This is a genomic window from Paenibacillus sedimenti, assembly GCF_014534655.1.
GTDB lineage: Bacteria > Bacillota > Bacilli > Paenibacillales > NBRC-103111 > Paenibacillus_E > Paenibacillus_E sedimenti.
The window spans coordinates 145,166-168,283 of record NZ_JACVVD010000005.1 but is presented as its reverse complement, the minus strand read 5'-3'; the positions used below and the strand labels follow the sequence as shown (position 1 = coordinate 168,283).

Below are 23,118 nucleotides of genomic sequence, written 5' to 3'. Positions count from 1 at the left end.
ACAGTTATTTTACATGAAAAGATCGGAAACTGCACTCCCCGGTTTTTTTCCATTTAAATAACCGCTGACCAATTGCTGCTCAGGCAATACGGCTTGTATGCGCCCATTTTCATTTATGACATAGATCAAATGATATTTTTCTCTCATAAAAAGCTTAACGGTCTCGGCCATCGTCCGATGCTTGGTGATGACAATAGGCTGCGCCAATGTTCCGCGGCTAAGCAGCCTGCTTACACGCTGGCCTCGCGCCATCAGAAATCGAAAAAAATGATACGGCAGCTGCCGATAAGCATACCAATTAGATACGAGCAGGAAGATGCCGATCACAAGCAAATTCAACGGCAGTTGACCGCTAACCAATTGGATGGCAGCCATGCAAATCACCCCTGCGCTCAATGCCATGCCGATCCACGTCGTATATAAAATGGTGTTATGATACGACAAGATATACCCTAACAAGCACTGCATGACTTTGCCCCCATCAAGCGGCATCACCGGCAAAAGATTGAACAACCCGATCATCACATTCGCTTCTATGAAATAGGTCCACCATTCGTGCGTACCGACGCCAAGCCACTGCATGAGAAAAGCTACCACAATCATCCAAACATGCTGCAGAGGACCAGCCAAGGCTACAATTAATTCTTCCCAAGCAGGAACCGATCCCAACTCATCGACAACCACAACGCCCCCAAAGGGCAGAAGCTGTACCTCCCGCACTCTCCACCCGAAACCGTTTGCCGCGGCCAAATGTCCGAGTTCATGAACAAGAACGATACCAAAAAGCGTTGCGGCCTCGAGAAAATAACCGGTAAGCGCCGAACCGATTAATATAAGTGTAAGCAAAGGATGAATGCGATACGTAGTTCCGGCCCGCCTAATCAAAAGAAATCACATCCGTCGGATTCATGGGATGCCCGTCCTTCGTAACCGCAAAATAAAAAGTTCCCTTGCCAGGCTCCCCCTTGGAAGCTTTGCCTACGGCTTCCCCACGGTTGATCCAATCATTGACTTCTACGTTGGATTCACTCATTGACCCGTAAACGGATTGAAGACCGTTGGCATGGCGAATGATGATAGTTAAACCCGATTCCGCTGTCGTCCCGGCAAAAATAACTTGTCCTGTATCGAGCGCATAAACGGGTGCATTCGCGGTTGTATTCAGCATAACGCCCAGATGAGATGCACCGTCATACGAGGTTACGATACTTCCTTTAGCAGGCGAAAAAAGTGTGCGTTTGGACGCACTTACCTTAACCGCTTCATCTCCTTCCCGGTTAAAGCTGGGAATAAACGATGGCGAGCCGCCAAAGCGCTCTGTATACCAAGCTGAAAGCGAACTGAAATCATAAGATTGCGTCAGGGAAGCTGTAATAAACTGTTTCCCCTTGTTTGCCCAGGGTTGATTTATATGGAACATTCCATACACTGCAGCAAAAACCATAGAACTTATAATTAGCTTCGTGATTATCGAGCGTCGAGAAGGCGGAGAAAACAGGCTTTTCTCCTCATTGTCCAAGTAGTCCCGTCCATTCAAGGACGGGTCCATACGCAGCTTATATCGCCATGCAATCTCGGGATCTTCCATTCGCCGATTCCATTGCGCATCCGCATATAGCGGCAAGTCCAATTCCGGGCGTATGGGTAATGAACCGTCATCGCTGCTTCGGTAAGATTTGCTCGCACTCCCGCCTCTATAGCCGGCATCCTGGCCTTCGCGCAGATTGCGCAGCCGTTCCATGCGGCGCTGTTTAACTTTATCTTTGACTTCCATAGAAGTCCCCTCCTAAGAGCTTTCCTTTAGGAAAGCTTTCTTCGTAAGCATAAGCTGGGTTTTGCTTTAGCAAAGCTGACTTCGTATGCATCTACTATACTAGGCGTGCCATAGTACAGCCTATGAATGGAGGGACAAGATTATGTTGACCGACGGCAAAAGAAAAAGCCCCGATGAAGGGGCTTTGCTTTTTTCGCTAAAATAATTCCGGTTCCCGCTCCTGGTGCAGCTTGACGCTCATCACTAGGCCTAGAGACAGCATATTGATGAGCAATGATGTGCCTCCATAGCTGATAAATGGAAGCGTAATCCCGGTTAACGGCATAATGCCGATCATCATGCCGACATTTTCGAAAATTTGGAAAACAAACATTGAAACAACGCCCACAACGATATAGGCGCCGCTGAGTTGCGTGCTTTGGATCGAAATAAGAATCATCCGGTAGATCAGCATAAAGTAGATGAATAGCAGAATAGCCGAGCCTCGGAAACCAAACTCCTCGCCGACAACGACAAAGATGGAGTCCGAATAAGCGAAAGGAATAAAGTTGCTATGAACGGATGTGCCGTTCAGATAGCCTTCTCCTTCCAGCCCGCCTGATCCAATAGCTCGAATAGCATTGCGAACCTGGTAACTATCGTCGTCTGACACATCCTGCGGGTAGAGGTATGTGTCGATTCGATCCATCCAATGGCTGAACCCGTATTGTTTCAGCACATCGAACAAGGATTGGTGGAAATGCTTGTACAGCGTCAGAAATAAGAAACCCACTCCAGCTAGTACAACTATGCTTAAAAGTACATGTGTGTATTTGACATTTCCGATCCACAGCATGCCGATCAAAATAATGATAAAGATAATGGCATTCCCAAGATCAGGCTGGATGAGCACGAGAATAAATGGCAATAAAACAGCCAAGCCTACGGGTATAACATCTTTTTTAAACTGTAATAGGTCGCCTCCGCGTCTTGCAAGTAAGGCAGTGACGCATATGATAAGAATCAGTTTCACAAGCTCGGCCGGCTGAAAATTCAAGCCGCCAGGCAACTCAAACCAGCCGCGCGCTCCGTGAATTTCCTCACCGAAAAAGTAAACCGCAATTAAAGAAATAATCCCGATACCGTACAGGTAAGGCGCTATTTTCACGAGGACACGATAATCGAATAAACTGCAACCGACAAAGGCGATTAGTCCAACGGCGTATAGGATTAGTATTTTGGTAACGCTGATCGATATGGTTGGATGATCTACAGATGCACTATAGACCATCATGGTGCTAATAACCATAAAGGCAAACAAGATGACAACGATAGGAATATCAATGTTTTTCAGTTTGGCAAGCAAGTACGATCATCCTATCCCGATAAACTTTTTCATACGTTTTACCCAACCGGTTTTATCTTCAAGCGGCATGAGCGGCACGGTGTCTCCCAGAATACGCCTAGCAATATTTCGATAAGCTATCGCAGCACGCGATGACGGATTCATCACCGTAGGTTCGCCTGAATTGGCGGCCTTAATGACATATTCGTCGTCCGGCACGATGCCGAGAAGATCAATGGCAAGCACCGAGCAAATTTCATCGATATCCAGCATTTCGCCTTTTTTAACCATATTCGCACGAATTCGATTAATGACCAGCTTCGGCGAAGAGATCTTCTCATTTTCCAGAAGTCCAATAATCCGGTCTGCATCACGTACAGCTGCATGCTCAGGAGTCGTCACAACGACCGCCTTGTCTGCGCCTGCAACGGCATTCTTAAACCCTTGTTCAATACCCGCAGGGCAGTCAATAATAACGAAATCGAAATCTTTTTTGAGATCCAGTACAATATTTCTGACGTCTTCCGGCGAAACGGCATGCTTGTCTTTCGTTTGTGCAGCCGGCAGCAGGTACAACTCATCAAAACGCTTATCTTTGATCAATGCCTGCGGCAATCGGCATCGCCCTTCCACGACATCGACAAGATCATAAATAATTCGGTTTTCAAGCCCCATCACTACGTCCAGGTTTCGCAATCCGATGTCAGTGTCTACCATGCAAACTTTTTTGCCAAGCAAAGCCAAGGCTGTCCCCAGATTAGCTGAAGTCGTCGTTTTCCCGACGCCGCCTTTACCCGAAGTGACTACAATCGCGTCTCCCATATTTTCTCACTCCCACACTCTATTTTTCCGTATATAAGTCTCAACCCATCATAGATTCCGGAACAATGCGATGGAGCTGGTGAAGCTTGTCGATTTCCATTTTGCCTTCCTTAATGTAGGCGAATTCCATAAACGCCTCTTCAATTCCCCATTCGTCCGGAGGACGGCTGATGATACCGGCGATACGGAGCTGCGTCGGGCGCATATGCGAAGCAGCGATTATGGCGTTCTCATCCCCATCTATGCCTGCATGCGCCATTCCGCGCAATGAACCCATGACATAAATATTACCCGTGCAAGTAATAGTTCCACCGGGATTTACATCGCCCAGATAAAGCAAATCACCCTCGTGATGGAGGGTTTGTCCTGAACGAATCATACCTTTGAGCGTCGTGATCGAAGGGGCTGGTTCGCCAGCTTCCTGCTGAGAACGCAGATCGCTTTCAATCGATTGTATAAGCAGATTTCCTTTTTGCCGGATAATCGCGCGAATTTCTTCTTTTTGTTCCTCGGTCACTTCCCGATTGCCTAGCTTGACATGCACATGAATAATTGGACCCGTCAAAATTTGCTGATGCGTCTTCTCCAGCTTATGCTGAAGCTCCTGCAGCAAAATCTCCCATTCACATGTGTCGTTCAGTAAAAAAACAAGGCCGTCTTTGACTCCTTTTATCATCACCTGATGCTTTGAAACGGACATAATTGCGTGCCGACCTCCCAACCTATACATTTCGGTTCATGTCCTGCGTTTTCCTGCTTTAAGCCTGGAATTTGTTCCGGTCCTTCTTTAATCTTCCGTTCCAGACGATCCGCTCAGCTTCCCTTCGAGGAGCTTGCGTATAGGCACGTAGCAAAGCAAGGCAAAAAGCAGATTAAACAGAACACTTGGAAGCATATAGTGGGTGAGCGCAAATTCTAAATCGATATCGATCAACTTGAACAACCGGTTGATACCGTAATTAATCAATTCAAACAACAACAACCCAATACCAGTAATTAGCAGATTATAAAAGATGAGATTGGGCTGTCTTCGCTGGGTAAGTCCGGCCAGGTAACCGGTGAGTCCCATACCGAATGAATAAATGCCCAGGATCGAGCTGTAATAATTAAAATCTTGCAAAAGCCCGAATATCAGCCCGTAGATGAGTGCAGTATGACGATGATGAAAAAGTCCGATAAACAGAATAAACACAAGGGTAAAATGCGGCGCCACATAAACTTGACCCTGCCATGATGACGGTATTAGCCAATGCGCGATCGTACCTTGCAGAACAAATAACCCTAATAAAATGAGCCAGAGCAGATGCCGCGTCACGTTATGCCCCACCTCATTTCACTTCCGGAACTTCGACCACAAACACTTCACGAATATGGTTGAACGAAGCTTTGGGCTTCACCATAACCTTGTATGTGATACCGAATTCCCCGGGACCGATGGACGAAATCGTGCCTACCTCAATGCCTTTAGGGAATACTTGTCCCATTCCTGAAGTAATAACCGTGTCACCGACTTTCATTGTATCCGCTTGTTCGACTTTGTTCATGACGAGTTCCCCTGTGTTTGAATCATAAGACTCAATCATACCGAAAGGCTCACTTTCATTACCCTTTACAGTTACAGCGATCGCCTTGGAGTTGTTGTCGGTATCCGTAATCGCTTTGAGAAGCTGGACATTAGAGTGAAAGCCGAACACTTGGCTTACCCTGCCTACCAGACCGTCGACCGTCATTACGGCCATATTTTCTTTTATGCCGTCTTTATCCCCCAAATTGATCGTAACCGTATTATTGTAAGGATCCGGATCAATCGTCACTACCTCTGCGATGCGATAGGTATATACATTCGCTTGGCGCTGACGCTCCGTAAACCCAAGAGCTTCCATTAAACGCTTGTTTTGCGCTTCAAGCTCGTTCAATCGTTGCGTATCTCGCGCATATTGCGTAAGCGTCAGCTTCAGTGTCTTGTTCTCCTCATAGATGACCCTCAACTGGCGAATATCTTGAAAGAAACCCGCTATTGAAGCAGCGGGCTTATAGAAGAGTCCTTGCGTCCATGAAACCGAGTCTTTAATAAATTTTTCCGGCCACGTCATCGGCGCCCGATTGCCCAGTGTCAGACCCATTAATATAAAAAAACTGATTAGGCCGACCATCAAAAAGATCAGCCTCTTGTTCCCCATGAATTTAAACAAAATGAACAACACCTTCTAACGAATGTTTAACGCTTGTATCTTGAAGTTGGTCCCGACCTCGTTTTGAACAAATGAATATTTTCCAGCGCCCTGCCGGTACCGATCGCTACACAATCCAGCGGATTCTCAGCGACTAGAACAGGCATCCCTGTTTCTCTCGCCAGTAAGCGATCCAGATTCCGCAGCAAGCCGCCACCGCCTGTCAATACGATACCGCGATCCATAATATCCGCGGACAGCTCGGGCGGACATTTTTCCAGCGTGACCTTCACTGCGTCAACAATCGCATTAACGGTATCTGTCAGAGCTTCAGTAATTTCATGCGAAGTTACGCTTAACGTCTTCGGCAAGCCGGATACAAGATCCCGCCCGCGAATTTCCAGCGGTTCAGGCAGCTCCGTCGGAAGAGCAGAACCGATCTCCATTTTCAACGTTTCTGCTGTGCGTTCACCAATCATCAAATTGTAGGTACGTTTAATGTATTGAATGATGGCATCGTCCATTTCATCGCCGGCAATACGAATCGACCGGCTTGTAACAATCCCTCCGAGCGAGATGACCGCTACCTCTGTCGTACCTCCACCGATATCGACAACCATACTGCCTGTCGGTTCCCATACGGGAAGATCGGCACCGATTGCTGCCGCGAACGGTTCTTCGATCGTATAAGCATCGCGCGCGCCAGCTTGCTTCGTGGCATCTTCTACAGCTCGTTTCTCAACGGCTGTAATGCCGGAAGGCACGCATACCATCACATTCGGGTGCCGCTGGAACAGCCAGCGCTGCTTCTGGGCTTGTCTCAAAAAGTAGCGGATCATCGTCGACGTCGTCTCGAAATCGGCGATAACGCCATCCTTCATCGGGCGGATCGCCCTAATATTGCCGGGTGTACGACCGATCATTTTTTTTGCGGCGTCTCCGACTGCCTCAATCGTTTTTGTATCAGTACGCAGGGCAACCACCGAAGGCTCCCTCACGATAATCCCTCTGCCTTTCACATAAACAAGCGTATTCGCCGTACCTAAGTCAATTCCTAAATCTCTCGTAAAACCACCGAACATGGCAGTTGCTCCTTTCCTTGTTGCATCTAGTCTGTGTCTGATCCTCCGAGCATAACTCTTATTATATTACATATAACCTTCTTCCTTCAAACTTATGAATCTTTGATCCCCAATTATGACATGATCAAGCACATCGATGCCAATAATAGCACCCGCTTCGATCAGCCGCTGGGTCAGTTGAATGTCTTCCGGACTAGGCGTCGGATCCCCGCTCGGATGATTGTGAACGCAAACGATGGAAGCGCTGCTTCGTTTGATCGCTGCGCGAAACACTTCGCGTGGATGCACGATGGACGCATTGAGGCTGCCCATAGATAACGTTTCTTGAGCAAGCACATGATTCTTCGTGTTCAAAAATAAACAAACAAAATGTTCTTTCTGCAAATAACGAAGATCCTCACTTAATAGATCAGATACGTCTTTGGGCGAACGAATGGTTACTCGTTCCGTCAAAGATGTCTTCGCCAGCCTGCGCCCCAGCTCAATGCCTGCTTGGATTTGCAGCGCCTTCGCATCCCCGATTCCTCTGATCTGGGTGAGCTGATCCTTACTCATGTCAACCAGACTGCGCAATCCGCCGCACTCACTCAGAATCCGGCCTGCAAGACGAATTGCAGATTCCGAGACTGTTCCAGTCCGAAGTAAAATTGCTAATAACTCCGCATTACTCAATGCTCCCGCGCCGAACTGAAGCATACGCTCTCTTGGTCTCTCCTCTTGCGGTACCTCTTTAATCATTAAGCTTGTCGCTTCCATGAATTCCCCTCTTTCATTCGTATGTAGGTTGTGTTACTTAACGGCATCCCATTCATTGCCTGAAAGCCCGAATAAACGAAACAAATCCCCGAAATACAACAAATAAAGCCCCCGGTTTAAAAGATCCGAGGGCTTCTAGGACGAATGCTCATTATTCAATTGTGGACATTCGATAGCGATAAGTTGTCTGAGCATGCTGCCAATCGTATGCTGATCAAAGTACATTTCCATCTGCTTCTCCGCATTTGAAAACATAACGCCCATAAGTCTATCCATCTTGGATGATATCATACAGGACTTGTTCTCATCGCCGGTACACCAACTGGGCTTCAAAGATCCATGACACGTTAATCGATAAATTTCACCAAGAGTTACTTGATCCGGGTTACAGCTTAAAATAAAGCCGCCGCCTATGCCTTCCTTAGTTGATACATATCCTGCTTTACGAAGGAACCCCATGACCTTGCGAATCCGGGCAGAGTGAGTGGATACATTCGTTGCAATTTCTTCGCTGGTTGCCATATGATCAGGCAAATGTGCCAGAAAGACGAGACTATGGACGGCTATCGTGAACTCGCTGTTCATGGTAGAGATGACCTCCCGGAAGAATGCGAAGTCTTGTCGCTTACTGTCATTGTACTCGTTACAGATTGCACAGTCAATGTATAACTATCTTGCCGCAGCGCAGCGCAGCTTTCTCGACCTCCGACAGAAATCATCAATGTGATTCCAAGCTGACGCCAAGGCAGTTTATCCAAGATGCCTTCTCTCGTAAACCATTCATCGTCGACCAGCAGCAAGTTCACGCATTCCCCCCCTTTATGATATCCACAATAATGGTTGCGCTTTCAAATTTCTATATAATACCATAATACGATTATGGCATCATCATTAATTCATTTTTATATTAAACCTTAAACATCGATTTTTAATTATGAAATGGACTAATGCCAAATCTTAATAACATTTGATAAAGGAGGTTCATGGGCAGACCCATCACACTATAGAAATCCCCCTCAATCTTTTCGATGAACAGTGATCCTAGCCCCTGCACACCATATGCGCCTGCCTTATCTTTGGGCTCTCCAGTTGTAATATACCCCCAGATCTCTTCATCACTCATCGGTCTAAATGTCACCTTGCTAACAGAGTGACCTACAATAACTCCTGGTTTATCGCTTGCCGACTCAGATAAGATACGATACTGACAAGCATCTCCAAGGTACATTGTGTTGTCATTGTCCCCCTTATGAGAAACGATAGACCTGCCTGTATCCGTATTCACACATGCTACTCCGCTGTAGACCTCATGCGTATTCCCTTGCAACGCTTTTAACATCCGGAAGGAATCCTCTTCGTCAATCGGCTTGCCGAGCACTTCACCTTGATACACCACGACAGTATCGGATCCGATTATGATGCCTTGCTTCTCCGATTCCGGAAGCATCTCACGTACGGTTGTCGCTTTGCGTAAAGACAGAAGCTCTACCAACTCTGCAGGCGTGATTTTCTCTTCGACGGTCTCATCTGCGTCACTGACCCGAATGATATAGGGAAGCCCAAGCGTCTGGATCAGCTCCTGCCTCCGCGGCGAAGACGAAGCAAGAATAAGTGTTTGATGACTTGTATGGCTCAATTCTGACAGCTCCTTACAATATATAGTCTGAATGGACAGGCTCTCGATTCCGATTACAGCTTACGGTACAGAAGGTATGCGCCCACTAAACCGAGAATACTGCACAAGTTTAGCTTCACCTGAAGATGGATTTCATATTTCAAAACTTGTAAATCAGCCTTTGGATCCCAGCTGATCGATGCAGACTTGGTTAAAAAAGCGAGAGCAGGAACTGGGGCCAGCAGCTGGCCAACGATGACTCCGGTTATGAGCCCGACGATTAAAAATATGACTAATGTGACGGTGCCTTTTTTCATTGCTGCCATCCTCCCTATTATGTACAAGCCTATTATACTTGCATCTGCTTATATTTACCATGACAAACATAATAGAATGGCGTATCTTACCTGCTTACACAGAGAGCTGATCCTAGTAAGATAGTAACTGGAGGTACTGCCGCACATGAATTTACTTAAGAAACTCCTTATTCTGTCATTTTTACTTACATTCGCATTTCCTTATCAAGCATTTGCTTACAAAGTTGTTGTCGATGCCGGTCACGGCGGAAGCGATCCGGGCGCCATTAGCAAAAACGGATTGAAAGAAAAAGATGTCAATCTGGACATCGCTAAAAAGCTGAGTGACGAGCTTGCAAGGAGAGGCTATGAAGTCTACATGACGAGATCGGATGACCGCTATTTGTCTCTGCAACAGCGAGTCGAGCTCACGAATAGCCAAAATGCCGACATATTCGTGTCCATCCATGCCAATTCACACACAAGTTCAAAAGTAAACGGCTCCATGGTGCTCTATTACGATGACGCTCACCCTCAAGAAGATTATCCGGCGAGCGATACGATGAAACTGCTGACGCCCTACAGCAAAGATTTGGCCCAGCATGTGCAAAGTGCGCTGGCGGCTGCGGCTGGCACCGCTGACCTTGGTCTCGTGCCAAGCGCCGTCTATGTCGCTAGAATGGGTACAATTCCGAGTATTCTGGTCGAAACGGCTTTCCTGAGCAACTCTGGAGATGCCGCTTTGCTGGCAAATGATTCCGTTCGCACGAAGATGGCTGTCGGTATTGAAAGAGGAATTGAGGCCTTCGTCCCTCCCGTGTTTACGGATACGATCGGACATTGGGCGCGGGATGCGGTACTTCGTATGAAAAACAAAGGGTTAATCGAAGGTAACGGCAACCGCTATGAACCCCAGCGTGCATTAACAAGGGCTGAGTTCCTGACATTAATGGATCGCACATTTACATTCAGTAAGCTAAAGGCGCAATGCAAGGCTGGTAAAACGGGTTCCGTAACAGATGCAGTTTACGGTTGCAGCAGTAATTCAACTACATCCTCAGCAAGCAAAACATACAAAGATTTGCCTGCCGATCATTGGGCAAGCGATGTTTTTACCACAGCGAAAGCGTTAAACCTGTTACAAGGCTACCAGGACGGGACAATCCGACCGGACCGGCCGATTACCAGAGGCGAGGTTGCGGTTCTATTCAATCGTTTGCTTCAAATGAAACAGCCTGCTGTCAGCCAAAAGCCTGTTCCTGCCAACCCTGCTTTTAACGATGTGCCGCTGGCGTTATGGAGCGCTAAGGCGATATATGCCTTGAAAAATCAAGCCATTATTAATGGCATTACGGATACGGAGTTTAGGCCAGATCAATCCATTACCCGAGCTGAAATCGCTGCCATGATGGATCGATACCTATCCAAATAAAGCCCTCGTTATCCACAAAATAGCAAGCCCGTCATCAGCTGTAAAAAGCGGAGACGGGCTTGCTTTTTTTTGGGTTACTTTAAGAGACGCTTATTTTCTTGAGCAGCTCCTTCTGGGCGATGATGTACTGCATCATCGAAGTTTGTGCCTGCCAAAGCATAGCGGTGGACGGGGATTTCTTATATTCCTCCATCGATTGCACCGCACTGTTCAGAGCAGTTGTCATCTTCTGCACTAGCGGCTTGACGTCCTCGCCGATACCCTCATTGACGGATGCGGACAATGTTGTCAGCGATTGATGGGAGGTCCGGATCGCTTGCAGGGATGAATCCGCCAGAGCTATCGGCTTCGTCTCCGCCAGATGCACAACGGTTAAGCCGCTGATCGTCTTAACCAGCTTATCGCCTTCCACGACAAAAGAGCCTACAGCTTCCGGCTTCGTGCCGTTCCAACGTATATTTGCGGCCGCCGGAATATCCACATTTTTGACATAAACCTCCAAAGCTTTGTCCTGAACCTGCAGCTGCTGACTTAATGCGAGCGCATCATCTCTTGTTGATGCGAAGCCGACAAATACGGTAGGCTTTTCACTTCCGTCCAAAGCGGAGGCTAAACCTTTCTTTTTCAAACTATCTTGCGCTGCTTGAGCGCTCTGCAGTGAACTAAATACGCCGTTTTGCAGGAACGCATACGTTTTTGCAGGGATTTGAATTTGTGTGACGCCAGCAGCGGATGATGGGATCGCTGAAGCCGGATCTGCAGCTTTGGACGGATCTTGTATGACTGCTCCTGCGTTAGCCGGCACCGACTTATCAGGAGCCGAAGACTGAACGTTCGGTGAAGGAACTGACACTGTAGTTTTACCGGCTGTCTCCCCAGGTTCATGCTCCGTAGAAAACATCGATAATACAAAAAAACCAAAGGCGATACCGGTAATCACAGCGCCGGCAACCGAAGTGGCAATGCGTATCCACGGTGCACCGGACGATTTGGCATATCTGGCTCCTGTACCTGGCTCTACCCAAGGTCTTTTGTTGTTGGTCCAAGTTGTCCAATCATCCCTGTACTCATCCGCATGCGGCGGATTCATTCTATTCGAGGCCTTTTCTTTGTCTATTGGGTTCTCTACAGCCGATTGCGACTCTCGAATAATGCGCTCCACACGCTCACCTTCCGTTTCAATCTGACTATTCCAGTTACCGAAATCCGTCGTGAACGTATTAAGCGCATGCGGCTCAAACAAACTTTCCGCTTGCTGTCTCTCCGCTCTCTCCATTGACGTAACCGTATCTGAGCCATTATCGCCGGTTGACGTCTCTATGACTTCAAATTCTTCTTGATAGAGTGGAATCACCTTATCCTCATTGACCTGAGGCGAGCTGCCCTTGCGGCTTTGGTTTTGCTGCTCTTTCTGATCGAAACGATATGTAATTCTTGCTTTATTGTTCATATGGTTATCTCCTTGTCCTAATCTGGTATTACTAGATTATGATTGAGAGAATCGAAATATGTTCCTTTCAGCAAAAAAAGACCGCCAAGCCAATTCAGCTTGAAAACGGTCTTTTACATTCATACGCTTGTTCCATATTGAGCGCGAAGCGCTTTGGCTAAGCCATCCGCGGCTTTCCAGATGTCGCCCGCTCCCATTGTCAACACTAAATCCCCTTGTCTCACATGCTGAGTTAAATATTCGAGCACTTCATCCCTCGTCGGAATATGCTGAACATTCGGGTTGCTGTTGCTCCGAATGAGCTCCACCAGCTTAGCGGAATCTACACCTTCAATTCGTTTCTCGCCAGCCGGAGAGTAGATATCGGTAATAATGACCTCATCCGCTTCTTCAAATGAGCGGCTGAACTGCTCGAATAAATAATAGGTCCGTGTATACCGCTGGGGCTGGAAAACAGCTACGATACGTTTGCCGGTTGCTTTAGCAGCAGAGATCGTTGCCTGAATTTCAGTCGGGTGATGGGCATAATCATCAATAACCAATATATTTTCGACTTCACCCAACACTTGAAATCTCCGCTTTGCCCCACGAAATTCCTGAATGGCCTCGGCAATCTGTTCGAAGGAGAGTCCCGCTTCCAGACAAGTAATAAGGGTAGCAAGTGCATTATAAACATTATGCTTTCCGGGAACGGAGAGACTGATCTGACCCAGCGTTGTCCCTTTGTGGTGTACCGTAAATGTCACTTTGCGGTCGCCCAAAGTAATGTCGCTAGCCATATAATCCGCATCGTGATGAATGCCATACGTAATGACTTCACTTTGAATCTGTGGAATCATTTCATTCAGGAAGGCGTCGTCCCGGCAAACAACAGCTTTCCCTCCGGGTCTTACCTGACTGAGAAATTGCGCATACGCTTTTTTTAAATTCTCAAAGTCACCGTTATAATTTTCCAAGTGATCCGCTTCAATATTATTAACCAGCGCAAGTGTAGGGTGATACTGGAGAAACGTACCGTCGCTCTCGTCCGCTTCCGCTACGACGAACTCACCTTTACCCGCTTTGGCATTGCTGCCGACGTTCATAATTTCTCCGCCGATAATATAAGTCGGATCGAGACCGCAATTCTCCATAACGAGTGCGATCATCGATGATGTCGTTGTTTTGCCATGCGCACCCGCTACCGCGATTCCTTTGCGCTCATTCATGAGCCGCGCCAGCATTTGGGAACGATGGATAATCGGGATTTTCAAATCCTCCGCCGCTTGTATCTCCACGTTGTCTTTGGCTAAAGCCGTTGAGTAGACAACCAGATCCGCACCTGACACATTCTGTGCTTCATGTCCTATAAAAACTTGTGCTCCCTTGGCTTTCAACTTCTCCGTAAGCTCCTGTTGAGCCAGATCGGAACCGGATATGCGGTATCCCATTTCAAGCATGACTTTGGCAATGGCACTCATTCCGTATCCGCCGATACCGATAAAATGTACGTGTTCTGCTTGACTCACGCCGTTCTCACCATCCTTTTTCAGAATCGGTTTGATAGGTAATCCAAGAACGAACATCGGAGATTAAATACAGCGTGCCGGATACGACCGCCAGATCATCCTGCTCAGTTCTGCTTGTTAGGGTTTCCAAAGCCCGCTTCCAATCGCGTTCCACAATGATCTCGACCTTGCGGTCCATATCGTGGAGCAGCTCCTGAGCAAGTTCGGCGAGCCGGGAGGCGTCCCCTTTTTTATGAAAGTCTGGTTCGGTAAGGATGAGAGTATCCACCAATGGTAGTATATGCTTGAGATAGCCTGTATGATTCTTGGTCGAGAGCATTCCTGCCATAAAATGAAGCTTACGGTAGCTGTACACGCTTTGCAGCGCTGCAGCTAACGTCTCTGCTCCTTCCGGGTTGTGCGCGCCGTCCAGTAAAATGCGAGGATGCTTAGAGACCATCTCCAGTCTTCCAGGCCAGCGGGTTTCTTCGAGACCTTTGTAGAGATCCTCGTCTTCTACGATACACGCGTAATACTGGCGAAGCACTTCAAGCGTCATGACTGCAACGGCTGCATTCTTTATCTGATGATGTCCATTAAGTGAGATCGGTACTTCTTTCAAATGACGAAATGGACCAGCAAAATCAAAAATTTGACGATCCATTTCGCTTGTTACCGTCGTGTAATTGAATTGTTTGCCTAAAGAGTACAAGGTCGCTTTCTTGTCCTTAGCCGCTTGTTCGATAACGCTCCATACGTTGTGCGGTTCAACTGCCGTAATGACAGGCACACCTGCCTTGATAATACCGGCTTTTTCAGCAGCAACCTGCTCTAAAGTGTCACCCAGGATCTCCATATGGTCGTGACCTACGTTGGTAATAATGGTAACTACCGGATTCACGATGTTCGTGCTATCCAGCCTTCCCCCTAAGCCTGTTTCCCATACCACATAGTCAGGATAAGCGACGGTTGCGAAATAGAGAATGGCGAGTGCCGTCGAGATTTCAAACATCGACGGAGGACCCACCTCCGTAGCCGCGATCTCATCCACGATAGGCTTCATCTCGTTGACGAGACGAAGCAGTACATCGTCTTCAATATCTGCGCCATTGACTTGAATCCGGTTCGTATATTTCTCCAAATAAGGAGAAGTAAACGTGCCTACATCGTATCCGCATGTCCTTAGTACTGAGGTTAAGTATGCGCAGGTAGAGCCTTTACCGTTCGTTCCGGCCACATGAATGAATTTGAGCTTCCGCTCTGGATGACCTAGCTTTTCCATAAGCATGTTCATTCGCTGAAGCCCTGGTTTCATACCGAGCTTTTCCATCCGGCCTACGATCCAGCCGATGGCTTCTTTCGCCGTCTGAAAAGACGCCGGATTGGAATCTTGTATCCCATTCATAGATTTCATCCTCATTTACTATATGAATCGCCTTATTTAAGTAACTAGGCGATCGATTTATTTTTCATGTTTACCCTTTTAATTCCGCTAAACGAGCAATCACTTTGTCCCTTTTATCCGCATAATCAGCAAGCTTGGCTTTTTCTTCTTCAATGACCTTCGCAGGCGCCTTGGCAACGAAGCCCTCATTCGCAAGCTTCTTCTCAATACGTTCGACTTCACCATAAAGGGTTTGAAGCTCTTTATCCAAGCGAGCCAACTCTTGCGCGATATCGATCAGTCCTGCCAGCGGCAGGTACAATTCGGCGCCGGTGATTACCGCGGTCATCGCTTTCTCAGGGGCTGCCATCTCCGCATCAATTTGAAGCAGGGAAGTATTGCAGAAGCGGCGCAAGTATTCTTCGTTGCTGCGAAGAATCAATTGCGTTTCGGTTGTCGCCGGTTTCACCAGCAGCTCCACCTTTTTGCTCATCGGCACATTCACTTCGGCGCGAATGTTACGAACGGAGCGAATCGCATCCATCAGAAGCTCCATTTCTCTAACAGCATCCGGAGATTCAAACGCAGCGTTCTCTTTCGGCCAAGCCGCCAAAGTGATCGTCTCGCCCTCATGCGGCAGGTGCTGCCAAATTTCTTCGGATATGAAAGGCATGAACGGATGGATCAAGCGCTGTGTTTGATCGAGCACATAGGCGAGAACCGATTGCGTCGTCTTCTTAGCAGCTGCATCCGTGCCATACAGGCTCAGCTTGCTGAACTCAATGTACCAGTCGCAAAGATCGTCCCAAATGAAATTGTAAAGCAGACGGCCTGTTTCCCCGAACTCATAGCTGTCGATCAAACGTGTAACATCACGAACGGTTTCGTTCAAGCGGTGCAGAATCCAACGATCGGCTGTACCGAGTGGTCCGGACAGATCAATATCTGCTGAAGTCACACCCTCCAAATTCATGAGAGCAAAGCGGGAAGCGTTCCAAATTTTATTGGCAAAATTACGCGCCTGCTCAACACGCTCCCAACGGAAACGGAGATCTTGGCCCGGCGTACTGCTGGTGGATATCATATAACGCATCGCATCGGCGCCATATTTCTCAATAACCTCAAGCGGATCGACACCGTTGCCAAGTGATTTGGACATTTTACGCCCCTCGGAGTCGCGAACAAGTCCATGGATCAACACGTCTTTGAACGGAATTTGGTCCGTAAATTCGAGAGCGGTGAAGATCATGCGGGCTACCCAGAAATAAATAATATCGTACCCTGTTACGAGTACGTCCGTCGGATAGAATCTCTTCATATCCTCGGTATCTCCAGGCCAGCCAAGCGTCGAAAACGGCCATAGCGCCGAGCTAAACCAGGTATCAAGCACATCGTTATCTTGACTGATGTTACTGCTTTGGCAATGGGAGCAGACCTTCGCATCCTGACGTTCAACCGTCACACCGCCGCAATCCGCGCAATGCCACGCCGGAATGCGGTGTCCCCACCAAAGCTGACGGGAAATGCACCAGTCGCGCACATTCTCGATCCAGTGCAAATAAATTTTTTCAAAACGGTCCGGTACGAAATTAACGCCTTTGCCGGATTTTTGCGCTTCAATTGCTTGTTCGGCGAGCGGTTGCATTTTAACGAACCATTGCGTGGACAAATATGGCTCAATGACTGCGCCGCTGCGCTCGCTGTGGCCCACTTGATGCACGTGCTCTTCAATTTTGAGCAATACGCCTTGTTCTTTGAGGTCTGCAACGATTTGTTTGCGGCATTCGAAACGGTCTTTACCTTGATAAGGACCCGCGTTCGCGTTCATCGTGCCGGACTCATCCATGACGAGAATTTGCGGCAGGTCGTGACGTTTGCCGACTTCGAAGTCATTCGGATCGTGTGCAGGCGTAATTTTGACGGCCCCGCTGCCGAATTCTTTTTCAACGTACTCATCTGCTATGACCGGAATCTCACGGTTTACGATCGGGAGAAGCAGCTTTTTGCCGATCAAATGCTGATAGCGCTCATCCTTCGGATGAACGGCAACGGCCGAATCGCCAAGCATCGTTTCCGGACGGGTTGTTGCCACAACAATGGAGCCCGTACCGTCCGTCGTTTTGTATTCGAGATGATAGAGCGCGCCTTGAACTTCTTTATACTCAACTTCAATGTCTGACAACGCGGTGCGTGCTGCCGGATCCCAGTTAATAATATAGTTGCCGCGGTAAATGAGACCTTTTTCATGGAGGCTCACGAATACTTCACGAACCGCTTGAGAGAGGCCTTCATCCAGTGTGAAACGCTCACGGGAATAATCGAGAGAGAAGCCCATCTTCGCCCATTGCTCGCGAATCGTTTTCGCGTACTGCTCTTTCCATTCCCATACTTTCTCGAGAAATTTCTCGCGCCCCAAATCGTAACGGCTTTGGCCTTGTTCACGCAGCTTCTGCTCCACCTTCGTTTGCGTGGCGATACCCGCATGGTCGGAACCCGGGAGCCACAGGGTGTCGTAGCCCTGCATCCGTTTCGTGCGGCTCAAAATATCCTGCAGCGTGAAATCGAGAGCATGCCCGATGTGCAGCATTCCCGTGACGTTCGGAGGCGGGATTACTATGGTGTACGTCTCGGCATCGGGACGGTTACCGGCTTTGAAAAATTCATTCTTGATCCAATAGTCATACCACTTGCGTTCAGCTTCCTTCGGATCATACGTAGTTGGCATTTGCAGTTGTTCTTTAGTTTCATTGGCTTCGGTCATATGATTACCTCCATCGCTATTATCACTAATACAGGCTTATGAAGCCTGTGAATCATCAAGTTCGGCCCGTTTCAGTAAGTAGGAAACGGGCGTTTTCGCTCTTGGGGGCCTTGTTTCCGCCAGGAAACGGGCGATCATGGCTTCGTTCTCTGCGGGAACGGGCGATCCGGTCGTTTTCCGTAGGAAAACATCCATTTCCGCCCTGCGCCAACGTGCAAGCGTGTCCGTGGCCGAGCCGTCAGCTCGGACAAGGACGAAAGCGCTCCCCGCATCAGCCCCCGCTAAACACTAGAAAGCCCCGCTCCCTCTCCACCCGCTCGTGGTCCAGGGGGCGAAACCCCTGGGGCCCTCCTTTTAGGAGGGTTTGGGAGGTAAACAAAACAAAAAAGCCTTCGCCGCAAAGGACGAAAGGCTTGCTTCCGTGGTACCACCTTCATTCCACACAGTTCGATATTCGAATCGCGTGGCTCTCAAACAGATAACGGCTGTGGCCGGCAAACGCTGTAGAATACATGAAAGGCTTCACATCATTCTATCACGTTCACAACTCCGGGGCGACTTCGTTCGGCTGCTTCCTATGGAACCTTTCAGCGCTGCAGTTCCACTCTCTGAAGGGCATACCGACTACTACTCCCTTTCAACGTCTCCAATATTTCAAACTTCCATTATTGCTCAAAATGGTTTACATCATATGATATCGAACATTTGAAACAGAGTCAATATATCATTCCATTATTACCGATTATGAGTAAATTATGCTTCATTCGAAAAGATGCTACGGAATTACATCATATTTGTGTTCTACATACATAAAAGCCCCCGGCCGCATTACGCGCAGCCGGAGGCTCTTGCCTATGTACAGGTTTAAGGAAGGTAAATCACTTGCCCTGCAGTAACTTCTTGATCGCTGAGCCGATTTAGCAGCTGAATCTCGCGTGGATTTATTTGATACCGCTTGGCGATGGAATCCAGCGTTTCTTCCTTTTGTACGATGCACATTTTCAATTTACGGAATTCCTGGGAATTCGAACTGCTGTGCAGGAATAGACGCTTCCATTCAACAGCATCTATTTTCGTTTCTTCCGCGAGTTGAGCTTGTGCTTCCGCTTCCTCCCGCTTCTTGTCGTGAAGAAGCGAACTCGCTTTGGACAAAAGCGATTTGATGCCGTAAGGGTTGATCTCGACCGCTTCATTCGCCTTTTTCCCGAAAGCGACTTTAAGCTCTTTCTTGTCCTCCGTAACAACCGTGCTGTCCGGATGGGGTGTCACCTTTAATTCGGTTTGTTCCACTTCTGCGGTGAATGTATCCACATCCGCGGCAGGTTGTTCTTGCACCGGTGTCATAGGTTGTACGCTAGGTTCAGGCACAGGTATGGGTGCAGGTACAACAACAGGAGCAGGAGCAGGAGCAGCAGGCGCGCTATACACAGGCATCTGCGGTATCTGCGGCATCTGATGAATCTGCTCCTCAAATGTGGAGACTGCCGGTTCATGCGCGCCATGATCCACCGGGGGCGCCGATTCTTCTTTCGGGAATTCAGCTTCGTGCAAGAACGTGATCTCCTCTTCCCCACGCCAGCTCTCCAGAGGCGCTGAAACCATTTCAACACCTTGTAACGATAAAACGCCTGTAACATTCAAGCTTCTTGCAGACAGCAGGTCGATGTCAAAGTTCTCAATCTCAACCGAAATGTCCTCAACCCGGTGTATCCGGTTTAGAGGCAGGGTGATTTCGACCGGGATCAAATGCTCCAGCGAGCGGGGCTCCTCCCCTTCATCGCTGGAATAGTTGCCAGTCAATAGCAAATTTCCTTTCAGAATAGCCTGGTCATCAAGAGTGATTACCTGAATGTGCGGTAACAGCTCGACGTCATTTAACTCTTGTATCCCTGCTAACCCTTCCTGCAAATGGACGCGTTCATAAATGTCAAATCTTAACCCTGGTTGCTGTTCAGCCACTGTCCAAATCCTCCCTTCCTTCAATTCAGGACGTTTGCTAACACCTGAATTGTTAAGCCCAATGCCTTGTTTGTCTCTAAAAGTATATGGGTGAGGAGGGCGAGGCATGACTACATTTTATAAAGACTGCAGCCTATCCAGTAATACAAGCATATCCTGGGGCCATGAGGCTTGCACGGATAGCGGTTCCCGGGTAACGGGATGATCGAATTCCAGTCGTTCTCCATGAAGCGCTTGCCTCTTAAACAAGGCCGTGGAACCGCCATATAGCGAATCCCCGATCAAGGGATGACCTATGTGGCTGAGATGAACGCGTATTTGATGCGTACGCCCCGTTTCAAGCTCCAGCTCGACCTGAGCAGCTCGCTTCATTTGTTTCAGTACTCTATAATGCGTTACTGCAGCATCGCCTCCTGGCGTTACCCGGCGTTTGCCGGAATGATGGCGGTCGCGGCCGATCGGCGCATCGATCGTCCCTCTCTTAGCCCTGAAGATGCCTTCCACGAAAGCTGCATAACGGCGGTCGATTCGTTTCTCCCGCATTGCTTCATCCAACAGCACGTGCGCCCATTCATTTTTGGCGTAAAGCACCGCTCCCGTCGTATCTTGATCTAATCGATGAATATGTCTAATCGCACAAGCTTGGCCTGTTGATGCATAGTAAAATGCGACGGCTGATGCCAAAGTTCCCTTTTGTCCGGCCTCAGCAGGATGAATCGACATGCCGGCCGGTTTGCCCACTACCAAACAGAAATCATCTTCATAGCAAATTTCCAGATCTTGATACTCCGGTACAAAAGAAGCCTTTTCCTCTGGGAAAAGGTGCATCAGGAGCTTGTTGCCCTGCACGCGGACGCCTCCTTGCGAGGCAAGCCGCAAAAATAGTTTGCGCGGAACAGGCAATAAAGCCGATAGTTCTTCTACTGCCCGAGGGTGCAGCGGCTTCCATACCGGATGCGGCAGCGAAAGCTCCAGCCATTCCCCTTTGCGTTTCCACTCCATCATGATTGTGATCCTTTGCGAAAAGATATTACGATCGTGATTAAAACGACAAGAAAGCCAAATACAATTAGCCACAAATCTATCGGAAAATCAAAAAAATAGTATCGCTTCATTAATAAAAACTCCTTAAGTAAAAGGGATATCGTACACTTTATTTTAACAATTACCATTACCAGTTGCCTATCAAAATATGATATTATTAATCTATTATTGTTTTTTTCGACATGGATAAAGAAAGTAGAAAAAGAGAGCAGGAGAGGAACAACCTTGGGTACTGCAATAATGGATCATTTTCGTAGTTATAGCTGGCTGAAGCGCATGCTGTTTGTCATTGCTGCGCTTACGTTTATTTCTTCAAGCTTTTTATTCTTAACCCCGCCTGGGGAAAATATCCGCATATTTTTGGCCAAAACGGTCATCACTACGCAGCATCGCGATTGGGCCTGGATCTTTGTAGGAGCTGAACGCCGGGATCAGTTAGTTCTGGAAGTGCAAAATCTGACAGAGATTAACTCTATGGAAAAGCAAAATTTGCAAGCAGTTAAATATAATAAAGACCGTTCGATGGAAAGTCTCGTTAAAGTCGAAGATATCTCCGGGCAATTCTGGAAAGGCAAAAAAATGTATGTATACGATCCTAGAACGATACGAGTCATGGTTCCCGCCAAGCAAGGCGAAGGCGAACGTATTACATCGATGGTAGAGCGCACAGGAGCCGTTGCAGGCGTAAATGGCGGAGGATTTAACGATCCGGACGGGCTTGGAAACGGATTTGCGCCAATTGGAGCTATTATGTCCGGCGGCGAGATCCTTTATACCGACCAAGAAGGCAGCATACCGCAGCACATCGTCGGTTTTACCAAAGAAGGAACACTCATTATCGGTAAGTATTCGATTAATGAATTGCTTAAGCTTAATGTAACGGACGCCGTATCCTTCTATCCCCGTGTGATTGCCAACGGCAAACCGCTTATTACTAGCGGTGACGGTGGTTGGGGACGCGCGCCTCGAACCGCAGTCGGCCAAAAAGCCGACGGAACCGTCATTTTTATCGTGATCGACGGGCGTCAGACGCATAGCGTTGGTGCGACACTGAAAGAAGTGCAAGATCTATTCCTCGCTGAAGGCGTCATCAATGCAGGTTTCTTGGACGGCGGAGCATCTTCCGAGATGGTATATAACAATGAGCTCATTACGAAACCATCCAGTCGTTACGGCGAGCGAAGATTACCTTCAGCATTCCTCGTTTTCGACCATCCTGAGGAAGTAAAAGTCGAGAACGTATGGAAAGGTCTCACCACAATTGACCCGGGCGGCGCGTATGACCATCCTGAGTTCTTGAAGGAACAGGCTGAGAAAAAAGCAAAAGCTCCAAAAACAACACCTACGCCTAAACCAACAGCAACAGCAACACCTACGCCTTCAGTAAAACCTGAATCAAGCAGCGATACGACAGGTAAAAATGGAGCCTCCAATCCTCCATCGGGAGCAAATGGCGGAACAGCAAAGCCCAGCCCTTCCGTGAAGCCGGAAACATCACCTTCGGCCTCACCGAATGCAGGCAACCAACAAGGCAATGGTAGCACAAATACCGGAGCAGGAGCCGGTTCTGCCACAGGAGGTACCTCATCAGGTGCCTCAGCAGAACCTAAGCCAAGCACGGCACCTGCGAATACCACAGTTCCCGCAGGACAGCAGCAAGGGCAATCCGGTACAGGAAATGCGCCTAGCGGGGCACCATCACCCACGCCTAAAGCCAATTAGTTCGTATACATAAAGAAAGCTGACCCTGACGGGTCAGCT

Annotated in this window: 21 protein-coding genes and 1 other annotated feature; of the genes, 2 read left to right on the top strand and 19 right to left on the bottom strand. The window is 48.1% G+C overall.

The features are described 5' to 3' along the window. Positions 1-9: 9 nt before the first annotated feature. The 13 genes from ICC18_RS16265 to ICC18_RS16205 all read right to left on the bottom strand — a co-directional run bounded on the left by ICC18_RS16265 (position 10) and on the right by ICC18_RS16205 (position 9,861). A complete protein-coding gene (locus ICC18_RS16265) occupies positions 10-885 on the bottom strand; it encodes a M50 family metallopeptidase (RefSeq protein ID WP_188175499.1) in 876 nt (291 codons plus the stop codon). Next, on the bottom strand, positions 878-1,774 hold the full coding sequence (locus tag ICC18_RS16260; protein ID WP_188175498.1) for a M23 family metallopeptidase: 897 nt from the start codon (positions 1,772-1,774) through the stop codon (positions 878-880). The genes ICC18_RS16265 and ICC18_RS16260 overlap by 8 nt, the downstream gene beginning before the upstream one ends. 196 nt (positions 1,775-1,970) lie before the next feature. Beyond that, complete coding sequence (locus tag ICC18_RS16255; protein WP_188175497.1) at positions 1,971-3,119, bottom strand: FtsW/RodA/SpoVE family cell cycle protein; 1,149 nt, start codon at positions 3,117-3,119, stop codon at positions 1,971-1,973. Between the two features lie 6 nt (positions 3,120-3,125). Next, positions 3,126-3,920 carry a septum site-determining protein MinD gene (gene minD / locus ICC18_RS16250; RefSeq protein ID WP_188175496.1) on the bottom strand — a complete coding sequence of 265 codons (795 nt, stop codon included), beginning with the start codon at positions 3,918-3,920 and terminating at the stop codon, positions 3,126-3,128. Between the two features lie 40 nt (positions 3,921-3,960). Next, entirely contained in the window at positions 3,961-4,620 is a 660-nt protein-coding gene (gene minC, locus ICC18_RS16245) for a septum site-determining protein MinC (protein WP_188175495.1), read from the bottom strand. A gap of 87 nt (positions 4,621-4,707) precedes the next feature. Next, complete coding sequence (mreD, locus tag ICC18_RS16240; protein WP_188175494.1) at positions 4,708-5,235, bottom strand: rod shape-determining protein MreD; 528 nt, start codon at positions 5,233-5,235, stop codon at positions 4,708-4,710. A 13-nt stretch (positions 5,236-5,248) separates the two neighbouring features. Further along, positions 5,249-6,112: a rod shape-determining protein MreC gene (gene mreC, locus ICC18_RS16235; RefSeq protein ID WP_223192621.1), complete on the bottom strand. Its 864-nt coding sequence runs from the start codon at positions 6,110-6,112 to the stop codon at positions 5,249-5,251. A gap of 26 nt (positions 6,113-6,138) precedes the next feature. Next, entirely contained in the window at positions 6,139-7,173 is a 1,035-nt protein-coding gene (locus ICC18_RS16230) for a rod shape-determining protein (RefSeq protein WP_188175493.1), read from the bottom strand. A 66-nt stretch (positions 7,174-7,239) separates the two neighbouring features. Then, positions 7,240-7,929, bottom strand: a complete 690-nt coding sequence (gene radC / locus ICC18_RS16225; protein ID WP_188175492.1) for a RadC family protein — start codon at positions 7,927-7,929, stop codon at positions 7,240-7,242. 135 nt (positions 7,930-8,064) lie between these two features. Beyond that, a complete protein-coding gene (locus ICC18_RS16220) occupies positions 8,065-8,514 on the bottom strand; it encodes an RrF2 family transcriptional regulator (RefSeq protein WP_188175491.1) in 450 nt (149 codons plus the stop codon). Then, positions 8,511-8,735 (bottom strand): response regulator, encoded by a 225-nt coding sequence (locus ICC18_RS16215; protein ID WP_188175490.1) that lies wholly within the window; start codon positions 8,733-8,735, stop codon positions 8,511-8,513. The genes ICC18_RS16220 and ICC18_RS16215 overlap by 4 nt, the downstream gene beginning before the upstream one ends. 122 nt (positions 8,736-8,857) lie before the next feature. Further along, on the bottom strand, positions 8,858-9,565 hold the full coding sequence (locus ICC18_RS16210; RefSeq protein ID WP_188175489.1) for a Maf family protein: 708 nt from the start codon (positions 9,563-9,565) through the stop codon (positions 8,858-8,860). A 53-nt stretch (positions 9,566-9,618) separates the two neighbouring features. After that, a complete protein-coding gene (locus ICC18_RS16205) occupies positions 9,619-9,861 on the bottom strand; it encodes a DUF4321 domain-containing protein (RefSeq protein ID WP_188175488.1) in 243 nt (80 codons plus the stop codon). 145 nt (positions 9,862-10,006) lie between these two features. Between ICC18_RS16205 and ICC18_RS16200 the strand changes: the two genes are divergently transcribed. Further along, positions 10,007-11,272, top strand: a complete 1,266-nt coding sequence (locus tag ICC18_RS16200) for an N-acetylmuramoyl-L-alanine amidase (RefSeq protein ID WP_188175487.1) — start codon at positions 10,007-10,009, stop codon at positions 11,270-11,272. A 79-nt stretch (positions 11,273-11,351) separates the two neighbouring features. Here the strand turns inward: ICC18_RS16200 and ICC18_RS16195 are convergent, their stop codons facing one another. The 6 genes from ICC18_RS16195 to ICC18_RS16170 all read right to left on the bottom strand — a co-directional run bounded on the left by ICC18_RS16195 (position 11,352) and on the right by ICC18_RS16170 (position 21,318). After that, entirely contained in the window at positions 11,352-12,722 is a 1,371-nt protein-coding gene (locus tag ICC18_RS16195; protein WP_188175486.1) for an SPOR domain-containing protein, read from the bottom strand. 119 nt (positions 12,723-12,841) lie between these two features. Beyond that, positions 12,842-14,230 (bottom strand): UDP-N-acetylmuramate--L-alanine ligase, encoded by a 1,389-nt coding sequence (gene murC / locus ICC18_RS16190; RefSeq protein WP_188175485.1) that lies wholly within the window; start codon positions 14,228-14,230, stop codon positions 12,842-12,844. 7 nt (positions 14,231-14,237) lie between these two features. After that, positions 14,238-15,614, bottom strand: coding sequence for a bifunctional folylpolyglutamate synthase/dihydrofolate synthase (locus ICC18_RS16185; protein WP_188175484.1), 1,377 nt, complete (start codon positions 15,612-15,614; stop codon positions 14,238-14,240). A gap of 70 nt (positions 15,615-15,684) precedes the next feature. Continuing rightward, on the bottom strand, positions 15,685-18,354 hold the full coding sequence (locus ICC18_RS16180; RefSeq protein ID WP_188175483.1) for a valine--tRNA ligase: 2,670 nt from the start codon (positions 18,352-18,354) through the stop codon (positions 15,685-15,687). Positions 18,355-18,751: 397 nt separating this feature from the next. Further along, positions 18,752-19,004, bottom strand: a binding site (T-box leader). 214 nt (positions 19,005-19,218) lie between these two features. Then, complete coding sequence (locus tag ICC18_RS16175) at positions 19,219-20,313, bottom strand: LysM peptidoglycan-binding domain-containing protein (RefSeq protein ID WP_188175482.1); 1,095 nt, start codon at positions 20,311-20,313, stop codon at positions 19,219-19,221. 117 nt (positions 20,314-20,430) lie between these two features. Beyond that, positions 20,431-21,318 (bottom strand): RluA family pseudouridine synthase, encoded by an 888-nt coding sequence (locus tag ICC18_RS16170; protein WP_188175481.1) that lies wholly within the window; start codon positions 21,316-21,318, stop codon positions 20,431-20,433. Positions 21,319-21,582: 264 nt separating this feature from the next. Between ICC18_RS16170 and ICC18_RS16165 the strand changes: the two genes are divergently transcribed. After that, the gene (locus tag ICC18_RS16165; protein ID WP_223192619.1) at positions 21,583-23,079 is read left to right on the top strand and encodes a phosphodiester glycosidase family protein; all 1,497 of its coding nucleotides are present in this window, start codon (positions 21,583-21,585) and stop codon (positions 23,077-23,079) included. Positions 23,080-23,118 lie beyond the last annotated feature (39 nt).

Bases quoted from the DNA above. Each gene is read 5' to 3' on its own strand.
- radC (WP_188175492.1), bottom strand. From the start codon at position 7,929: ATGGAAGCGACAAGCTTAATGATTAAAGAGGTACCGCAAGAGGAGAGA.
- ICC18_RS16195 (WP_188175486.1), bottom strand. From the start codon at position 12,722: ATGAACAATAAAGCAAGAATTACATATCGTTTCGATCAGAAAGAGCAG.
- ICC18_RS16260 (WP_188175498.1), bottom strand. From the start codon at position 1,774: ATGGAAGTCAAAGATAAAGTTAAACAGCGCCGCATGGAACGGCTGCGC.
- ICC18_RS16170 (WP_188175481.1), bottom strand. From the start codon at position 21,318: ATGATGGAGTGGAAACGCAAAGGGGAATGGCTGGAGCTTTCGCTGCCG.
- ICC18_RS16205 (WP_188175488.1), bottom strand. From the start codon at position 9,861: ATGAAAAAAGGCACCGTCACATTAGTCATATTTTTAATCGTCGGGCTC.
- ICC18_RS16180 (WP_188175483.1), bottom strand. From the start codon at position 18,354: ATGACCGAAGCCAATGAAACTAAAGAACAACTGCAAATGCCAACTACG.
- ICC18_RS16230 (WP_188175493.1), bottom strand. From the start codon at position 7,173: ATGTTCGGTGGTTTTACGAGAGATTTAGGAATTGACTTAGGTACGGCG.
- minD (WP_188175496.1), bottom strand. From the start codon at position 3,920: ATGGGAGACGCGATTGTAGTCACTTCGGGTAAAGGCGGCGTCGGGAAA.
- ICC18_RS16185 (WP_188175484.1), bottom strand. From the start codon at position 15,614: ATGAATGGGATACAAGATTCCAATCCGGCGTCTTTTCAGACGGCGAAA.
- minC (WP_188175495.1), bottom strand. From the start codon at position 4,620: ATGTCCGTTTCAAAGCATCAGGTGATGATAAAAGGAGTCAAAGACGGC.
- ICC18_RS16200 (WP_188175487.1), top strand. From the start codon at position 10,007: ATGAATTTACTTAAGAAACTCCTTATTCTGTCATTTTTACTTACATTC.
- ICC18_RS16220 (WP_188175491.1), bottom strand. From the start codon at position 8,514: ATGAACAGCGAGTTCACGATAGCCGTCCATAGTCTCGTCTTTCTGGCA.